The 13,475-nt window shown below is 74.1% G+C and carries 14 protein-coding genes; 5 read left to right on the top strand and 9 right to left on the bottom strand.

What is annotated here, in order from left to right; all coding sequences use genetic code 11:
• Positions 1-128: 128 nt before the first annotated feature.
• Together ABD363_RS17990 and ABD363_RS17985 are read left to right on the top strand one after the other, a co-directional pair.
• Positions 129-1,883, top strand: coding sequence for an ABC transporter ATP-binding protein (locus tag ABD363_RS17990; RefSeq protein WP_344604686.1), 1,755 nt, complete (start codon positions 129-131; stop codon positions 1,881-1,883).
• Between the two features lie 87 nt (positions 1,884-1,970).
• Entirely contained in the window at positions 1,971-2,336 is a 366-nt protein-coding gene (locus ABD363_RS17985) for a nuclear transport factor 2 family protein (protein ID WP_344604684.1), read from the top strand.
• A 114-nt stretch (positions 2,337-2,450) separates the two neighbouring features.
• Here ABD363_RS17985 and ABD363_RS17980 read toward each other — a convergent pair whose 3' ends face one another.
• Positions 2,451-2,951 (bottom strand): metallophosphoesterase family protein, encoded by a 501-nt coding sequence (locus tag ABD363_RS17980; protein WP_344604682.1) that lies wholly within the window; start codon positions 2,949-2,951, stop codon positions 2,451-2,453.
• 195 nt (positions 2,952-3,146) lie between these two features.
• On the opposite strand from ABD363_RS17980, the gene ABD363_RS17975 reads away from it, so the two are divergent.
• Together ABD363_RS17975 and rfbC are read left to right on the top strand one after the other, a co-directional pair.
• Positions 3,147-5,081: a glycosyltransferase gene (locus tag ABD363_RS17975; protein WP_344604680.1), complete on the top strand. Its 1,935-nt coding sequence runs from the start codon at positions 3,147-3,149 to the stop codon at positions 5,079-5,081.
• 19 nt (positions 5,082-5,100) lie between these two features.
• Positions 5,101-5,694, top strand: coding sequence for a dTDP-4-dehydrorhamnose 3,5-epimerase (gene rfbC, locus ABD363_RS17970; RefSeq protein WP_425577998.1), 594 nt, complete (start codon positions 5,101-5,103; stop codon positions 5,692-5,694).
• A 66-nt stretch (positions 5,695-5,760) separates the two neighbouring features.
• Here rfbC and ABD363_RS17965 read toward each other — a convergent pair whose 3' ends face one another.
• From ABD363_RS17965 to ABD363_RS17940, 6 genes are all read right to left on the bottom strand, one after another.
• Positions 5,761-6,564, bottom strand: a complete 804-nt coding sequence (locus ABD363_RS17965; RefSeq protein ID WP_344604676.1) for a class I SAM-dependent methyltransferase — start codon at positions 6,562-6,564, stop codon at positions 5,761-5,763.
• Complete coding sequence (gene rfbD / locus ABD363_RS17960) at positions 6,561-7,436, bottom strand: dTDP-4-dehydrorhamnose reductase (protein WP_344604674.1); 876 nt, start codon at positions 7,434-7,436, stop codon at positions 6,561-6,563. The genes ABD363_RS17965 and rfbD overlap by 4 nt, the downstream gene beginning before the upstream one ends.
• Positions 7,433-8,413 carry a dTDP-glucose 4,6-dehydratase gene (rfbB, locus tag ABD363_RS17955; protein WP_344604672.1) on the bottom strand — a complete coding sequence of 327 codons (981 nt, stop codon included), beginning with the start codon at positions 8,411-8,413 and terminating at the stop codon, positions 7,433-7,435. Before rfbB ends, rfbD begins: the two co-directional genes overlap by 4 nt.
• Positions 8,410-9,477 (bottom strand): glucose-1-phosphate thymidylyltransferase, encoded by a 1,068-nt coding sequence (locus ABD363_RS17950; RefSeq protein ID WP_344604670.1) that lies wholly within the window; start codon positions 9,475-9,477, stop codon positions 8,410-8,412. The genes rfbB and ABD363_RS17950 overlap by 4 nt, the downstream gene beginning before the upstream one ends.
• A 336-nt stretch (positions 9,478-9,813) precedes the next feature.
• Positions 9,814-10,236: a CBS domain-containing protein gene (locus tag ABD363_RS17945; protein ID WP_344604668.1), complete on the bottom strand. Its 423-nt coding sequence runs from the start codon at positions 10,234-10,236 to the stop codon at positions 9,814-9,816.
• A 93-nt stretch (positions 10,237-10,329) separates the two neighbouring features.
• A complete protein-coding gene (locus ABD363_RS17940) occupies positions 10,330-11,256 on the bottom strand; it encodes a LysR family transcriptional regulator (protein ID WP_344604666.1) in 927 nt (308 codons plus the stop codon).
• A gap of 194 nt (positions 11,257-11,450) precedes the next feature.
• Between ABD363_RS17940 and ABD363_RS17935 the strand changes: the two genes are divergently transcribed.
• Positions 11,451-12,146 (top strand): type 1 glutamine amidotransferase domain-containing protein, encoded by a 696-nt coding sequence (locus ABD363_RS17935; protein ID WP_344604664.1) that lies wholly within the window; start codon positions 11,451-11,453, stop codon positions 12,144-12,146.
• Positions 12,147-12,430: 284 nt separating this feature from the next.
• Here the strand turns inward: ABD363_RS17935 and ABD363_RS17930 are convergent, their stop codons facing one another.
• Together ABD363_RS17930 and ABD363_RS17925 are read right to left on the bottom strand one after the other, a co-directional pair.
• On the bottom strand, positions 12,431-12,946 hold the full coding sequence (locus ABD363_RS17930) for a GNAT family N-acetyltransferase (protein WP_344604662.1): 516 nt from the start codon (positions 12,944-12,946) through the stop codon (positions 12,431-12,433).
• Positions 12,947-13,173: 227 nt separating this feature from the next.
• On the bottom strand, positions 13,174-13,377 hold the full coding sequence (locus ABD363_RS17925; protein ID WP_155072829.1) for an MbtH family protein: 204 nt from the start codon (positions 13,375-13,377) through the stop codon (positions 13,174-13,176).
• Positions 13,378-13,475: the final 98 nt, after the last annotated feature.

Here is a 13,475-nt window from a genome sequence, read left to right as displayed (position 1 = left end):
ACTGATCGGTAAGGGATGCGACCCGCGGCATTCCGGTCGCGCCGGGCCGGCACGGGAACGGAATTCCCAGGTCCCCGGCGAAGGGCTCGGCGTAGCCTGATTGCTCCGTCCGAGCCCGAAGGAGCGTCGTGAGCACCGCAGAGACCCAGACCCCTGCACCCGCCTGGCGGCTGCTCCTCGGATACGTCCGGCCGCACCGGTGGGCCCTGCTGGCGGGCGCCGTGCTCTCGCTGGTCACCGGGGCGACCGGGCTGCTGCTGCCGCTGGTGGCGCGGGAGCTGATCGACGACCTGGCGCACGACCGGGCCGTCACCGGCGCGCTGGCCGCCATGTCGGGGCTGGTGATCGCCAACGCGGCGATGGGCGCGCTGGGCGCGTACGTGCTGCAGCGCACCGCCGAGTCGGTGGTGCTCGGCGCGCGGCGCGCCCTGTCGTCATATCTGCTGCGGCTGCGCGTCCGGGCCGTCGACCGCAGCGAGCCGGGCGACCTGATGGCCCGCATCACCTCCGACACCACCCTGCTGCGCGAGGTCACCACCGACTCCCTGGTCGGCCTCGGCACGGGCGGTCTCACGCTGGTCGCGACCGTGGTGATGATGGGCCTGGTGGACCCGGTGCTGCTCGGGGTCACCCTGGCGGTGATCCTGGCCGCGGGGACGGTCCTCGGGCTGATCGTGCCGCGCATCAACCGGGCGAGCCGCCGGGCGCAGGACGCGGTCGGCGTGATGGGCGCCGCGCTGGAGCGGACCCTCGGCGCGCTGCGCACGGTGAAGGCGTCCGGCGCCGAGCACCGCGAGGAGCGCGCGCTGCACGAGGCCGCCGAGGAGTCGTGGCGGCAGAGCGTGCGCGCCGCCAAGTGGTCGGCCGCGGCGGGCAACACGGCCGGGCTCGCGATGCAGATCGCCTTCATCACGGTCCTCGCGGTGGGCGGGGCGCGGGTGGCGACCGGCGCCGTCGACGTCGGCACCCTGGTCGCGTTCCTGCTGTACGTCTTCTACCTGATGGCGCCGATCCAGCAGGTCGTCGGCGCGATCACCCAGTACCAGACCGGCTCGGCGGCGCTCGCCCGGATCCAGGAGGCGCTGCGCCTGCCCGCCGAGCCGCCGGCCCGGCCCGCGCCGCTGCCCCCCGCCGGCGCGGAACCCGCCTCCGTCGCCTTCCGTGACGTCCGCTTCCGCTACGCCGACGACCTGCCCTACGTCCACCACGGGGTGACGTTCACCGTGCCCGCCCGCGGCATGACGGCGTTCGTCGGCCCGTCCGGCGCGGGCAAGACCACCGTCTTCTCCCTCATCGAGCGGTTCTACGACCCGGAGTCCGGCGAGATCACCCTCGACGGCCGCGGCCTCGGCGACTGGGAGCTGTCCCGGCTGCGGGCCGCGATCGGCTACGTGGAGCAGGACGCGCCGGTCCTGTCGGGCTCGCTGCGGGACAACCTGCTGCTGGGCAACCCGGGCGCGGACGACGCCGCCCTCGCCCATGTGCTGAAGACGACCCGCCTGGACGGGCTGGTCGCCCGCCTGCCCCAGGGCCTGGACACGCTCGTGGGGCACCGCGGCACCAAGCTGTCGGGCGGGGAGCGGCAGCGCGTCGCCATCGCCCGCGCCCTGCTGCGCCGCCCCCGGCTGCTGCTGCTCGACGAGGCCACCTCGCAGCTGGACGCGGTGAACGAGGCGGCGCTGCGCGACACCGTCGCCGACGTGGCCCGCACCACCACGGTGCTGGTCGTCGCGCACCGGCTGTCCACGGTGACGATGGCCGACCGGATCGTCGTGATGGACGCGGGCCGGGTCCGCGCGGTCGGCACCCACCGGGAACTCGTGGCGGCCGATCCGCTGTACGCGGAGCTGGCGGCCACCCAGTTCCTCGCCGCGGCCGACTGAGCCGGCGCCGCGCCCGGCAGGGGCGGCCGGGCTTGCCGGGCGCACCGGGGCGGAGGAGCCTCGAAGGGAGAGACGAAGGAGGTCGTCATGGGAACCGCGGCAGACCCCGCCTTCGACACCGAGATCCTGCGCCGGGCGATAGAGGGCGAGGACCCCCGGACCCTGGTGTCGCTCTACGCGGACGACGCGGAGCTGCGCATCGTGGACCGCGACGCCCAGCCGAGCCGCCCCAGGGTGCTGCACGGCCGGGACGAGATCGCCCGGATGCTCCAGGACGTCTACAGCCGGGACATGACGCACAAGCTGGAGCAGTGCGTCGTCCAGGGCGACCACGCCGCCTACAGCGAGTCCTGCCGGTACCCGGACGGGGTCCGTGTCCTGTCCGAGTCGATGCTCTCGCTCCGGGACGGCAGGATCGCCGAGCAGACGCTGATCCAGGCCTGGGACGAGTAAGGAGGACATACGGCCCGGCCCCCCGGCCGGTGCGGCGCACGGGGCGCCTTCCGCCCTCGAGGCGGCGGGGGAACGCGCCGGTGCCGCGACGCCGCGCGGGCCCGTCGCGGGGCCCTAGCGTGGCGGCAGCCGGTGCAGGACGACGTCGGTGAGCCGGCCGCCGGCGGCCGTGGCCGTCATGTACGTGCAGTGCGGCTGGCGGCGCCGGTCGGTCGGGGAGCCGGGGTTGAGCAGGCGCAGGCCGGTGGCGGCGGTGGTGTCCCACGGGATGTGGCTGTGCCCGAAGACCAGCACGTCCAGGCCGGGGAAGCGGGCGGCGCAGCGCGTCTCCCGGCCCCGGGCGGGACCCGTCTCGTGGACGACGCCGAAGCGGAGCCCGCCGATCTCGGCGTACGCCACCTCGGGCAGCCGGGCGCGCAGCGCCGGCCCGTCGTTGTTGCCGTACACGCCGACGAGTCTGCGGCAGCGGCTCTCCAGCAGATCCAGGGTGGCCGTGTCGACCCAGTCCCCGGCGTGGAACACGACGTCGGCGTCCGGGAGTTCGGCCAGCAGCCGCGCGGGCAGCTGCTTCGCGCGCTTGGGCAGGTGGGTGTCGGACATCAGCAGCAGGCGCACGGGGTCAGCCTAGGCCGCGGGCCGCCGGGCGGCAGCGCGGGGCGGCCCGGCGGGTCACCGGGCTTGCGGCGCACGCCGGTTCACGGAACGGTTCCGGCCCCGGCGCCTGCCGTACCGCCGATAGGGTTACCATCAGCCCACTCGCACCAAACCTGCATGTGAACGGCAAGCGACCCAAGGGGGGCCCGGAGCCCGATGCCGGTCAAGGTCAGCGTCATCGTTCCCGTCTACAACCCCGGGACGTACATCGAGGACTGCATCGCCTCGCTGCAGCGGCAGTCGCTGCCTCCCGAAGAGTACGAGGTGATCTTCGTCGACGACGGCTCGACCGACGACACCCCGGCCCGGCTGGACGCGCTCGCCGCCGAGGACCCCCGGATGCGGGTCATCCACCAGGAGAACTCCGGCTGGTCGGGCAAGCCCCGCAACGTCGGCATCGACGCCGCCCGCGGCGAGTTCGTGATGTTCGTCGACAACGACGACTACCTGGGCGACGAGGCCCTGGAGCGGATGTACGACTACGGCGTCGCCAACGACGCCGACGTGATCGTCGGCAAGATGGCCGGCAAGGGCCGCGGTGTCCCGGTGGAGCTCTTCCGCCGCAACCACCCGCGCGCCACCGTCGAGAACGCCCCGCTGATCGACAGCCTCACCCCGCACAAGATGGTGCGGAAGTCCTTCCTGGAACGCACCGGCCTGCGCTTCCCCGAGGGCAGGCGCCGCCTGGAGGACCACGTCTTCGTCACGGAGGCGTACCTGCGCGCCGGGAACGTCTCCGTGCTCAGCGACTACGTCTGCTACTACCACGTCAAGCGCGACGACGCCGCCAACGCCGGCTTCCAGCGCTTCGACCCCGTCGGCTACTTCAAGAACCTGCGCGAGGCCCTCGACGTCGTCGAGAAGTACACCGAGCCGGGCCCGCTGCGCGACCGGCTCTTCCGCCGCTGGCTGCGGGTGGAGATGGTGGAGCGGCTGCGCGGGCGGCGCTTCCTCGCCCTGCCCGAGGACTACCGCAAGGAGCTGTTCGACGAGATCCACGGGGTCGTCGTGGAGCGCTTCGGCCCCGGTGTCGCGGCCGGGCTGCAGCCGACGCAGCAGGTCGTCGCCGCGCTGGCCGCCGCCGGCCGGTTCGACGCGGTGGTGGCGTTCGCCGAGTGGGAGAACTCCGTCGCGCTGACCGCCGCGCCCGGCGGCGTGGAGTGGCGGGACGGCGCGCTGCGGATCGAGTTCTCCGCCGAGTACGCCCTGGCCGGTGAGCCGATGACGTTCCCCGCCGACAGCGCGAGCACCCCCCTCGGCGAGGCGCCGGAGGACGTCGCGGAGGCGGTCGCGTGGGTGGGCGCGGAGACCGCCGCCCGCTTCGACAAGGCCGCCGCGGACCTGCTGCTGCGCGAGCGCGCCAGTGCGGCGCAGCACTTCCAGCCGGTGACGTTCCACCGCGAGACCGTGCCCGCCGGGGCCGGCGGGCGGGTCCGGCTGGTGCTGCGGGCGACGGCCACCGTCGACCCGGCCGCCCTGCCGGGCACCGGGATCTGGGACGCCGTCGTCCGGGTCAGGCTGGGCGGCTGGACCAAGGAGTGCCGGCTCGGCCCGGTGCCCCGTGCGAGCCGCCCCGCGCCGCGGGCCGGACTCGTCGGGGGCCGCGCGGTCCTGCCGTACTGGACCGACCCGCACGGCAACCTGTCCCTGGACCTCGGCGCCTCGGTGAAGCGGCTCGGCCTCGGGCGGGCCGTCGTCAGCGCCACCGGCGACCGGTTCCGGGCCGTGCTGCCGTGGTACGTGCCCGGCGACAGCGCGGCGCTGCTGCGGCTCACCTCCGCCGGGCGGTCCGTCGAGGTGCCCGCCACGCTGGCGCCCGCCGCGGGCGGGCAGGGGGCGCGGCTGGAAGCCGGACTGCCCGTCGCCGGCCTGTCCGGCGCGGTGTGGCGGGCCGCGGTGTGCCCGGACCCGGACGCCGCAGCGCCGCGTTTCCTCGGACTGCCGCTCGCCCTGCGCGCCGGGAACGGCGGGGTGCGGGTGGTGCCCGTGCCGGGTCCCGGCCCGCTGCGGCGGCTGGCCCGCGGGGTGCGGCGCGTGCTCGGCGCGGCACGGAAGAAGACGGTTTCGCGGATCAGGGCGCGAAGGGTGTGACAGCGTGCGACCACTGGAGATGACGGGGGCCTGGATACTGGAGCCGAAGGTCTTCCCGGACGACCGGGGCAGCTTCCACGAGTGGTACCGCGGCCGGGAGTTCCGCGAGGCCACCGGGTACGACCTGTCCCTCGCGCAGGCCAACTGCTCGGTCTCCCGCTGGGGCGTGCTGCGCGGCGTGCACTTCGCGGACGTGCCGCCCGGCCAGGCCAAGTACGTCACGTGCGTGCGGGGCGCGATCCTGGACGTGGTGGTCGACATCCGGGTCGGCTCGCCCACGTTCGGGCGGTGGGAGGCGGTGCGGCTGGACGACGACACCCGGCACGCGGTGTTCCTCGCCGAAGGGCTCGGACACGCGTTCATGGCGCTCACCGACGATGCCACCGTCGTCTACCTGTGCTCGACGGGCTACGCGCCCGAGCGCGAGCACGAGGTGCATGCGCTGGACCCGGACCTGGGCATCGCCTGGCCCGAGGACATCGAGCCGGTGCTGTCCCCGAAGGACGCCGGGGCGCCGTCGCTCGCCGAGGCGCGGCGGGCCGGGCTGCTGCCCACGTACGAGGCGTGCACCGCCCATTACGAGCGGCTGCGCGCGGGACGGCCGGGCGGCTGACGCCCACCGCCGCGGCCGGCCGCCGGCACCGGCCGCGGCGCGTCGATCACGTCGGCCGCCGTGCGGCTAACGGCTGACGCCGATCTGCTCCACCGCGCGGCGCAGCGGTTCCCAGCCGCGGGAGCGGCCGAGGCCGAGGTTGCGGGCCCGGACGAGGCGCCCCCAGAAGCCGGCCCGGAGCAGGGTCTCGGGGGACACGGCCCCGGCCCGTTCCAGGATCGCCTCGGGCACCTTCTGCGGGTCGGGCACCAGGTATTCGGCGAGGATCTCCTCGTACTGGTCCTGCAGCACGGTGTTGCCGGAGTCGGCGCCGAACACCACGAGCTGTCCGGTGGGCTGGGTGTCCACCAGGACGGTCACCAGGTCGGGGCGGTACCGGGCGAGGATCTCGACGAGTTTGTAGACGTCGCCGGTCCAGGCGTCGGTGTGCCGGTCGCGGGCCGCCTCGTCCACGTTGCGCGGCAGCATGTCGTCGAAGACGATCACGCTGGCCCAGTCGGAGTGCTTCTCGATGTTGATGAAGTCGCGCAGGGCGTACTCGAACAGGTGCATACCGTCGATGAACGACAGGTCGAGCGTGGTGCGCCGCCAGTGGCCGAGCGGGGAGCGGCCCCGGCGCAGGTTGCGCAGCGGGTGACGGCCGCCCTTGAGGTGCGCCAGCGGGTTGTCGCGGGCGAAGAAGTCGTCGCTGGTGGCCTTCACCAGGTGGACGTCGCAGCGGATTTCCGTGACCACCTTGAACGCCGGGTCGACGGCGATGCTGGGAACCCGGGACAGCCGCAGGCTGCGGCCGTCGTTGACGCCGATCTCCAGGTAGTTGCGGTTGGCGCTGACCTTGTGCAGTTCCCGGAGGAACTCATGGCGTTTCACGAAGGGAACTCCTTGCGGATACGGGGAAGGGCCTCGTGCAGGGCGGCACGCCAGTCACGGGGCGGTGGCAGGCCGATGTCCTGCCACCGGCCGTGCGCGAGGGCGCTGTAGGCGGGGCGCGGCGCGGGCCGCGGGAAGGCCGCGCCGCTCGTGGGGCGGACCCGGTCCGGGTCGGCTCCGATCAGCCGGAACACCTCCCGGGCCAGGTCGTACCAGGAGGCCTCGCCCGAGCTGGTGGCGTGGAAGACGCCGTGCGCGTCGCGGCCGACGCGCGGGCCGAGGTCGGCGATGCGCACGGCGACGTCCGCGCTCCAGGTGGGCTGCCCGCGCTGGTCGTCGACCACGTCGACGGTGGGGCGGCGGGCCTCCAGGTCGATCATCGTCCGCACGAAGCTGCGGCCGTGGGCGCCGTACAGCCAGGCGGTGCGGACGACGGCGCCGGCCCCGGGGAGTTCCTCCAGGACGGCCCGCTCGCCGGCGAGCTTGGTGCGGCCGTAGGCGGTGCGCGGGGCCGGCGGATGGTCCTCCGGGTAGGGGGTGTCGCGGCGGACGCCGGAGAAGACGTAGTCGGTGGAGACGTGCACCAGGCGGACGCCGTGCGCGGCGCAGGCCCGGGCGAGCAGCCGCGGCCCGTCGCCGTTGACGGCGAGCGCCCGCGCCTCGTCGGTCTCCGCGTCGTCGACGGCGGTGTACGCGGCGCAGTTGACCACGGTGTCGGGCCGGTGCTCGGCGAACGCCTCCGCCACGGTGTCGGGCCGGGTGATGTCCAGGGCGGCGCGGTCCAGGGCGACCACGTCCGCGCCGCGCCGGGTCAGTTCGTCGACCAGGTCACGGCCGAGCATCCCGCCGGCCCCGGTGACCAGCCACCTCATCCGCGCTCCTCGGCGACGCGCCGCTTCAGCGGCTCCCACCAGGCGCGGTTGTCCCGGTACCAGGCGACGGTCTCGGCGAGGCCGGCCGCGAAGTCGTGGCGGGGGCGGTAGCCGAGCTCGTCGCGGGCCTTGCTCCAGTCGACGGAGTAGCGCAGGTCGTGGCCCTTTCGGTCCTCGACGTACTCCACCCGGTCCCAGTCCGCGCCGCAGGCCTGCAGCAGCAGCCCGGTGAGTTCCTTGTTGGTCAGCTCGGTGCCGCCGCCGATGTTGTACACCTCGCCGGGGCGGCCCTGGGTGCGGACCAGTTCCACGCCCCGGCAGTGGTCGTCGACGTACAGCCAGTCGCGGACGTTCCGGCCGTCCCCGTACAGCGGGACCTTCTTCCCGTCGAGGAGGTTGGTGACGAACAGCGGAATGACCTTCTCGGGGAACTGGTGCGGGCCGTAGTTGTTGGAGCAGCGGGTGACCCGCACGTCCAGCCCGTGGGTGCGGTGGTAGGCGAGGGCGAGCAGGTCGGAGGAGGCCTTGGAGGCGGAGTACGGGGAGCTGGGGTTCAGCGGATGCTCCTCGGTCGCCGAGCCGGCGGCGATCGATCCGTAGACCTCGTCGGTGGAGACGTGCACGAAGGTCCGCAGGCCGTGCCGGAGGGCGGCGTCGAGCAGCGTCTGGGTGCCGACCACGTTGGTGAGGACGAAGTCGGAGGCGGTGAGGATCGAGCGGTCCACGTGCGACTCGGCGGCGAAGTGCACCACGTGGTCCGCCTCGGCGACCAGTCCGTCGACGAGTTCGGCGTCGCGGATGTCGCCCTGCACGAACTTCAGCCGCGGATGGTCGAGTGGGAGGTTGTCGAGCGTGCCGGCGTAGGTGAGCTTGTCCAGCACCGTGATCCGCGGCGCGTCGGGCGCGTCGGAGGCGAGCAGCATGCGGACGTAGCGGGAGCCGATGAACCCGGCGGCGCCGGTGACGAGGAGGTTCATGAATGGATCTGCACCTTGCTGTGGTCTCCGAGGACGAGACGGTGGGCGCTGGGCACGGGCGGCGCCGGGGTGACCTCGACGTGCCGGCCGATCAGCGAGGACTCGATCCGGCCCACTCCGCGGATCGAGGAGCCCCGCAGCACGATGGAGAACTCCAGTTCGCTGTCGCTGATCCGGCAGTTCTCCGCGACGGAGGTGAAGGGGCCGACGTAGGAGTCGCTCACGACGGTCCCCGCGCCGATGACGGCGGGTCCGACGATGCGTGACCTCACGATGCGCGCGCCCTCCTCCACCACGACCCGGCCGATGGTCTCCGACTCGGCGTCCACCTCTCCGTCGATGCGGCGCTCCATGCCTTCCAGGACCGTCCGGTTGACCTCCAGCATGTCGACGACGTTGCCGGTGTCCTTCCAGTAGCCCTCGATGACCGTGCAGCGCACGTCGGCACGGCGGTCGATCAGGTGCTGGATGGCATGGGTGATCTCCAACTCGCCGCGCCAGGACGGTTTGACGGCCCGCACCGCCTCGTGGATGACGGGGGTGAAAAGGTACACCCCGACCAGGGCGAGGTCGCTCTTGGGATGCTCCGGTTTCTCCTCCAGGCCGATCACCTGCCCGGACGGGTCGAGTTCGGCGACGCCGAAGGAGCGGGGGTCGGGGACGCGGGTGAGGAGGATCTGCGCGTCGGGCCGGTTCCTGCGGAACTCGTCGACGAGGTCGGTGATGCCGCCGACGATGAAGTTGTCGCCCAGGTACATGACGAAGTCGTCGTCGCCCAGGTAGTCACGGGCGATCAGCACCGCGTGGGCCAGTCCCAGGGGTCGTTCCTGGGGGATGTAGGTGACGTCCAGGCCGAACTTCGAGCCGTCGCCGACCGCTTCCTCGATCTCGGCGGCGGTGTCGCCGACGATCATCCCGACCTCGGTGATGCCGGCTTCGGCGAGGGATTCCAGCCCGTAGAAGAGCACGGCCTTGTTGGCCACGGGCACGAGTTGTTTGGCCGATGTGTGGGTGATCGGCCGCAGACGTGTTCCGGCGCCGCCGGCGAGCACGAGAGCCTTCATCTGCCTCACCTTAGCCGTGAACCGGCGGAACGGAACATCGTTTGTTTACTTGTTGATTACGGTGGATTACCGCGGACGCCGTCACCGGTCCTCGTCCCCGGCGGCCCTCCCCCGCGCCGGGTGCGGCGCGCCCGGCGCCCCGCTCCCCGGCGGCCGGCGCCCGGGTGCGCGACGCGCCTCCGGCTCACCGGCGAGGGACGGGTTCCGCGCCGGCCTCCGCGGTCACGGCGCGTCGTCTTCCTTCCGCGCCGGCGTTCCTCCTTCCGCCGCCCGCGGGCGGGGACCGGTGCCGTCGCCGCCGGTTCCCGCCCGCCGCCGGGAACCCGGCCGTGTGCCCTAGGCGTTCGGCTTGGCCACGCTGATGTCGCCCAGTGCGGAGCCCGGGTCGCGCTCCATGGCCATGTCGCCCAGGGAGACGATGCCGACGGGGTGGCGTTCCTCGTCGACGACCGGGATGCGGCGCACGGCGTGCTCGCGCATCAGCTCGACCGCGTGGTCCAGGTCCTCGTCGGGCCGCACGGTCACCAGGTCCTCGCTGCACGCGCCGACCACCGTGGTCTGCTTCGGGTCGCTGCCCTCCGGGAGCAGCCGGACCACCAGGTCGCGGTCGGTCACCAGGCCGCGCAGCTCGTCGCCGTCGGTCACCAGGACGGCTCCGAGGTCCCGGTCGCGCATGATGCGGGCCACCTCGGCGACGGAGGTCTGCGGCTCCACGGTCACCGGGTCGCTGGTCATGATGTCGCGCACGTACTGCGCCATGACGCACCTCCCATGTTTCCTCGTTCGTCGTCGGTCTCGTTCACCGCTCGCCGGCCGGGTACCCGGCGCGGCCGCTTCCGCACGCCATCGGTGTCACCACTGGCGTGCGGCCGTCAGCAGGCGGTCGCGGACGAGGGCGACGTGCGGGTTGTCCGGGGTGCCCGGGCGCTGCACCAGGAAGGTGGTGTTGATCGGCGGGTCCTCGGGTTCGCCGAGGAGGACCAGGGCGCCGGAGGCCAGCTCGGCGGCGCACAGGTAGCGCGGCAGCACGCTGAACCCGGCGCCGGCCACCACCAGGGCCAGCACGGCCCGCAGGTCCGGCACGGAGACGGCCGCCTGGCAGGTCAGCCGCCGGCCGAAGACGTGCCGCCAGTAGCGGCGGACGATCGGCAGGTCCTCGGCGTAGCTGATCAGGGGCTCGGAGTGCAGTGCGCCGGGTCCGCCGGCGGCGAGGGACTTCCTGAGGCGCTCGGCGCGGGCGGGTGCGGCCACCAGGACGAACTCCTCGTCCGACAGCGGCACCGCGGACAGGGTCCGGCCGCGCGGCCGGACGGTGGCGATCACCAGGTCGTGCCGCCCCGCGCGCAGTCCGTCGAGCAGGTGGTCGGTCAGCCCCATCGTGACGCGCAGCCGTACGCCGTCGGTGACGAGCCGGGACAGGGCGGGCAGCGCGCGGGTGGACAGCAGCTCGGCCGGCCCGGCGAGGTGGACCGGTCCGGGCCGGGCCCGTCCGGCCGGGCCGTGGCCGGTCGCCGCGGCCAGCGCGTCCAGGGGAGCGGCGATACGGGCGGCGAGCTCGTCGGCGACGGCGGTGGGGGCGACGCCGCGCGGCAGGCGTTCGAACAGCTCACGGCGGGTCTGCCGTTCCAGGGAGCGGATCTGTGTGGTGACGGTGGGCTGGGACAGGCCCAGCAGCTGGGCCGCGGCCGTGAAGGACCCGGAGCGGTAGACGGCCAGGAAGGTGCGCAGCAGGTTCAGGTCGGGCTGCGCCGCCGGGCCGGGGGGATCGGTGTGCCTCACGCAGGCGACCCTAAGGCCCTGCCGGGGCCGTCCCCACGCCGCCTCCGCGAGGGCCGTCCCCGGGCCGCCTGTCCATAGGCGTTCCTATGGCAGCCATTGGGCGGGGCATTGGAATCCTGCGGGACCGTGGATCTACCGTCGGGTCAGCGCCGCGTCAAGGGCCGCGGCCCGTCCCACCGGGAGCAGAACACACCATGTCGAAGATCCTTTTCGTCGTCACCGGCGTCGACCACTGGACCCTGGCCGACGGCAGCCGGCACGCCACCGGTTTCTGGGCCGAGGAGGCCGTCGCCCCGTACGAGGCGTTCAAGGCCGCGGGCCACGAGGTCGTCGTCGCCACTCCGGGCGGTGTCGTGCCCACCGTCGACCGGGCCTCCCTGGCCGCCGAGGCCAACGGCGGCCGGGAGAACGCCGACCGGATCGCCGCGGCGCTGGAGTCCTTCACCGAGCTGCGCGCCCCGGTGAGCCTGGCGGACGTCCGGCTGGAGGACTACGACGCCGTCTTCTACCCCGGCGGGCACGGCCCGATGGAGGACCTCGCCGTGGACGCCGACTCCGGCAGGCTGCTCGTCCGCGCCCTGGAGTCGGGCATCCCGCTGGGCGTGGTGTGCCACGGCCCGGCCGCGCTGCTGGCCGCCGTGCGGGAGGACGGCCGCAACGCGTTCGAGGGGTACGAGGTGGCCGCGTTCACCAATGCCGAGGAGATCCAGGGCGGGCTGGCGGACCGGGCGAAGTGGCTGCTGCAGGACCGTCTCACCGACGCGGGCGTGCGGGTCCGGGCCGGCGAGCCGTGGGCGCCGAACGTGGTCGTCGACCGCACTCTCGTCACCGGCCAGAACCCGGCGTCGTCGGCCCCGCTCGCCGAGGAGCTGCTGAAGATGCTGGGCTGAGCGACGCCCGGCCGGCGGCCACGCGCGGACGGCCGTCGCCCGGCGCGGGGACGGCGGCGAAGGCGGGGACGCGGGCCTGTCCGAGGACGCGGCGCGGCCGTCCGGGCGCGCCCTGACCGGGTGTGATCGCCTCAAGGGCCGTCCCGGCGCGCGGATTCACGCTCCGCGCCGCCCGCGTCCCCACCGGTCACACCGCCGTCGCAGCGCTCGTGCGGCACCCCCGCGCAGCCTCCGGGGGCGGCCGGGGCTCACGGGCGCCGCGTTCACGGCACGGCGTCCCGCGTTCACGGCCCGGCATCCCGCGTGGAGATCACCAGCATCTTCGTGACCGAACCGTCGTCGCCGACCACGTCGCGCAGGTGCCGGAAGCCCAGGCGGCGGCACAGGGCCAGGCTGGCGGTGTTCTCCGCGCCCACCATGCCGTACGCCTCATCCAGCCCCAGGTCGTCGGCGGCGTGGCGCAGCAGGCCGCGGACCGCCTCGGCGCCCAGGCCCCTGCCCCAGTACCGCGGGGCGAGGGCGGTGACGAGCTCGTGGCCGTCCACGTTGCCGGTCTTCTTCACCTCCGCGTGACCCGCGTACCCGCCCTCGTGCCACAGGCCCCACACGTCGAACCGGCGGGTGGGGTACACGTCGGTGAGGATGGCGCGGAAGAGCGTGCGGATGTCGGGCTCGGGTATCCGGTCCTGGCCCATCCAGCGGCAGACCTCCTCGTCGCGCAGCAGGCCGACGAAGGCGTCCTCGTCCTCGGGCCGGTAGGGCCTGAACTCGAGCCGTTCGGTGCGCAGGGTGGGGATCATGTGGCCTCCTGACGTGACGGAGCGGGCCGAAGGGGGCGGGCGGCGGCCCGGCCGGGCCCCGTGGACCGGGGCGGGGTGCGCAGGGGGCGCCGGCCGCCCGCGGGGCGCATCCCGCGGGCGGCGGCACGGCGGAGGGCCGTCCTCGCACCGGGCGGGCGAGGACGGCCCCGGCGACGCGGCGAGCGCGCGTCCCGCCCGCGGGGCGGGCGGGACGTCCGCGGGGCGCCCTAGGCGCCGGCGTTCTCCATGCGCTCGCGCAGGCTGCGCGGGCGCATGTCGGTCCAGACCTCGTCCACGTAGGCGGAGCACTCGGCCTCCGTGCCCTCCTTGCCGACGGGGTGCCAGCCGGCGGGCACCTCCACGTCGACGGGCCACAGCGAGTACTGCTCCTCGTCGTTGCGCAGGACCTGGTAGCGGGTGTTCTCGTCCATCGGGTGCTCTCCTGTCTCGAAGGGGTGGGGGTTCGTGCGGGCGGCACCGCCCAGGGCGGTCCGGGCGGTGCCGCCGGGGCACGGCGCTCGTGGTGCTC

This window comes from Streptomyces glaucus, from assembly GCF_039533365.1.
GTDB classification, from domain to species: domain Bacteria; phylum Actinomycetota; class Actinomycetes; order Streptomycetales; family Streptomycetaceae; genus Streptomyces; species Streptomyces glaucus.
This window is presented reverse-complemented; position numbering and strand designations above follow the sequence as displayed.